Genomic DNA, 3,302 nt, shown 5'->3' with positions numbered 1-3,302 from the left:
CACAGGGTGACGTTCACCTTCACTTTGTGGACGCTAGATAAAGTTTTGCAGGCGCATATGCCGTCAAAAGTCATGGGCAATTTCACCACAACATTTTCCGCAATCTGAGCTAGCTGCAAACCTTCATTAACCATACCATCTGCATCAGTAGCAATTACCTCAACGCTGACAGGACCTGCCACCAGCTTACATATCTCCGCAAGTAGCTCCCTACTTGGCTTCTCAGCCCGAGACAACAACAAAGGGTTAGTGGTTACGCCATCGACAATACCAGTTTTGCACAGAACGGACATGGACTCCGTATCCACAGTGTCCAAAAAGATCTTCACCCTTTCAATACCCGATTAATAAATTCCAAGTCGACCCGGGCAAGCTCACCAAGAAGCCCACCATCGTGCGTTGCCTTTTCTATCACATCCCTTACACCCAGAAGTTTTTCTTCGGCGCAATCCTTAGACAGCACGATAATATCGGCCATTACGCTGCAGGTGTTGTCCTTAATACTCATTACGGCATTGGACACCACTACGATATCAATAACACTACTGGCATCTCTTAACACAACTCCGCCAGGTAGCAAATCCATAACGGCTCGCTCGTGATGCGCCATTACCATAAGCGCCCCAGTAGGGGTGCGCGCAGACAAGGAGCACACATCCGCAAAAGTGAGCTTACGCTCCGGAGAAACAAACTCTACGCTAAAACACTCCATGACAACCCAACAACCTAGCGCATAAACAATTCACAAACCGCAGGGCTTGCACACAGTAAGCCCGGCATGCTACTTCAGGGATGCGGCTTTCTTCACCGCATCGTCTATACCACCCACCATGTAAAAGGCCGCCTCCGGCAGATCATCATACTGTCCTTCTACCAACCCCTTGAAGCTACGCACTGTATCTTCAAGCGATACAAAGCTCCCTGGATGCCCGGTAAACACCTCTGCCACGTGAAATGGCTGGGACAAAAACCGCTGAATCTTTCTTGCCCTTGCAACCAGCAATTTATCCTCCTGAGACAACTCGTCCATACCAAGAATGGCAATGATATCCTGCAGAGATTTGTACGTTTGTAGTATGCGCTTGACCTCCTGCGCAACCTCATAGTGCTCACTACCAACAACCTCAGGCGACAGGGCTTGAGAGGTGGACTCAAGCGGGTCGACCGCGGGGTATATACCCAGTTCTGAAATTTGCCTAGACAATACCGTGGTAGAATCTAGGTGCGCAAAAGATGCGGCGGGAGCCGGGTCTGTCAGGTCATCCGCGGGGACATATATAGCCTGAACTGAAGTAATAGACCCAGTATTAGTGGAGGTAATTCTCTCCTGCATGGCACCCATCTCAGCAGCAAGAGTCGGCTGATAACCAACCGCAGAGGGAATCCGACCCAAAAGCGCAGACACTTCCGAACCAGACTGCGTAAACCTAAACACGTTATCTACGAAGAACAGGACATCCTGCCCTTCAGAATCACGAAAATACTCCGCCATGGTCAAAGCGGTGAGGGCCACCCTCATTCTGGCCCCGGGTGGTTCATTCATCTGGCCATAAACCAAAACGGCCTGAGATTTGCTAGGCTCGTCTCTGCTAATAACCCCAGATTCTACCATTTCACGGTATAGGTCGTTACCCTCACGGGTACGCTCACCCACACCCGCAAAAACCGAAAATCCCTTATGGGCCCTTGCAACGTTGCTGATCAGCTCCATAATCAGCACAGTCTTCCCAACGCCGGCTCCCCCAAACAGCCCAACCTTACCACCCTTTAAGTATGGGGCCAATAAATCCACAACTTTAATGCCAGTAACGAGCACTTCTGCAGCAACTCGCTGCTCAGACAGGCTTGGAGCCTTCGCGTGAATGGGGCGAAATTCTACATCGGAGCTAACGCTCCCCAAGCCATCTATCGGCCTGCCCAAAACATCAAAAACTCTACCTAGGGTACCTCTGCCAACCGGGGCCATCATCTGGTTCCCAGTACTAATAAATTTATCGCCTCTTGAGAGGCTATCTGTGCTCCCCATGGCCACACATCTGACCATGCAATCACCCAAGTGTTGAGCAACCTCAAGCACCAGTTTTTCGCCAGCATATTCCAGTTCGCTCTCCAGAGCACCCAAGACCTCCGGAACGCCACCGTGAGGGAACTCAACATCAACTACAGCAGGCATCACCCTGATGACTTCACCAACACCAGACGGACTGGCAGCCGCGCGTTTTTGAGCAACCTTTCCTTTCATTAGCACCCCAATAACCCATCCAGAAGCGGCACCCCAACCAAGCCAGCACGCCGTGGATCACTAAGGAACCTGACGTGCCCTTAGCCGGACTCGAACCAGCACACCCTCACGGGCAGTAGATTTTGAGTCTACCGCGTCTACCATTCCGCCATAAGGGCCGCATCACCGAACTAGATACTACAATCTATTTTACACAAGTCAATCCTTAATAGAGAGCCATATACAGACCAATCTGCCGGCATCATTGGCACTTTATTCCCGCACTCTACCAAGATTATAGCTTGATGCAACTTGTAGACGTGCAAAATGTCCGCATTGTACGCGGCTCAAAGCGCCCCAATGTAATATCAACTTACCTAGCGCGTGGCCCTCATCATGAAACAAATTGCAAAACAATTTCAGGATATACAAGACGGTAAAAATATGCTAGGAGTGTGCTGCGTTGTTTGTTGTCAGTCAATTGAAGTTGTCGCGCGCGTTATGTCTTACCATTTGCTGGATAAACAAACTAGCGACTTTCTTATCAGCGCGGTAGAGGAAGGTAGGTCCTCAGACATCAAGGAAGTCATAGACCGGGTAGATGGAGTACAGCTTGCCTATTTCCTGTTGACGTTAACCCCCAATCACCGCAGAGAGTTACTAGGATACGTTAGAGACGGTCTCATACCGGAGATCTTGCTGCATCTCGTGCCCGGGTTGCGCAAAGAGGTGATAAAGGCTTTGGGGACGGAAAAGACCGCATTTTTGGTGAGCGGGCTGGATAGTGGGGATATTGTTGAAATTATTGAAGATTTAGACGAAGAATACCAAAACGCAATTATAGACCTACTGCCAGAAGCCCAAGGCACGCTGATAAGAGAGTTGCTTTCATACCCGGAAAAGAGCGCTGGTAGGCTGATCTATAAAGATATAACTGTCGTACCCGAGTATTGGAATGTGGAGCAATTGGTTGACTTTTTATGTAACCATGCCAGGCCCAATAAGAAGTTTCACGAGATTTTTGTAATCAACCCCCAGCTGCAACCTGTGGGAATATTGGCTCTAGACGACATAATACGTG

Annotated in this window: 4 protein-coding genes and 1 tRNA gene; 1 reads left to right on the top strand and 4 read right to left on the bottom strand. The window is 49.6% G+C overall.

Annotated features, from left to right (window positions below):
* The 4 genes from GAC_RS00600 to GAC_RS00585 form a co-directional block, all read right to left on the bottom strand.
* On the bottom strand, positions 1 to 329 hold a 329-nt coding region (locus GAC_RS00600; protein ID WP_037348977.1), incomplete at its 3' end, for a transaldolase family protein.
* Positions 326 to 712 carry a hypothetical protein gene (locus GAC_RS00595; protein WP_010264642.1) on the bottom strand — a complete coding sequence of 129 codons (387 nt, stop codon included), beginning with the start codon at positions 710 to 712 and terminating at the stop codon, positions 326 to 328. The genes GAC_RS00600 and GAC_RS00595, both read right to left, overlap by 4 nt.
* 69 nt (positions 713 to 781) lie before the next feature.
* Positions 782 to 2,242: a F0F1 ATP synthase subunit beta gene (atpD, locus tag GAC_RS00590; protein ID WP_037348976.1), complete on the bottom strand. Its 1,461-nt coding sequence runs from the start codon at positions 2,240 to 2,242 to the stop codon at positions 782 to 784.
* A 75-nt stretch (positions 2,243 to 2,317) separates the two neighbouring features.
* A tRNA-Leu gene (locus GAC_RS00585) sits at positions 2,318 to 2,400 on the bottom strand.
* 217 nt (positions 2,401 to 2,617) lie between these two features.
* On the opposite strand from GAC_RS00585, the gene GAC_RS00580 reads away from it, so the two are divergent.
* Positions 2,618 to 3,302: magnesium transporter MgtE N-terminal domain-containing protein (locus GAC_RS00580; protein ID WP_141564191.1), on the top strand; the 685-nt coding region annotated here is incomplete at its 3' end.

This window comes from Anaplasma marginale str. Florida, from assembly GCF_000215485.1.
Lineage (GTDB): Bacteria > Pseudomonadota > Alphaproteobacteria > Rickettsiales > Anaplasmataceae > Anaplasma > Anaplasma marginale.
Note: the sequence above shows the minus strand (reverse complement) of the source record. Positions and strands in the feature narration are given on the sequence as shown.

Bases quoted from the DNA above. Each gene is read 5' to 3' on its own strand.
- GAC_RS00595 (WP_010264642.1), bottom strand. From the start codon at position 712: ATGGAGTGTTTTAGCGTAGAGTTTGTTTCTCCGGAGCGTAAGCTCACT.
- atpD (WP_037348976.1), bottom strand. From the start codon at position 2,242: ATGAAAGGAAAGGTTGCTCAAAAACGCGCGGCTGCCAGTCCGTCTGGT.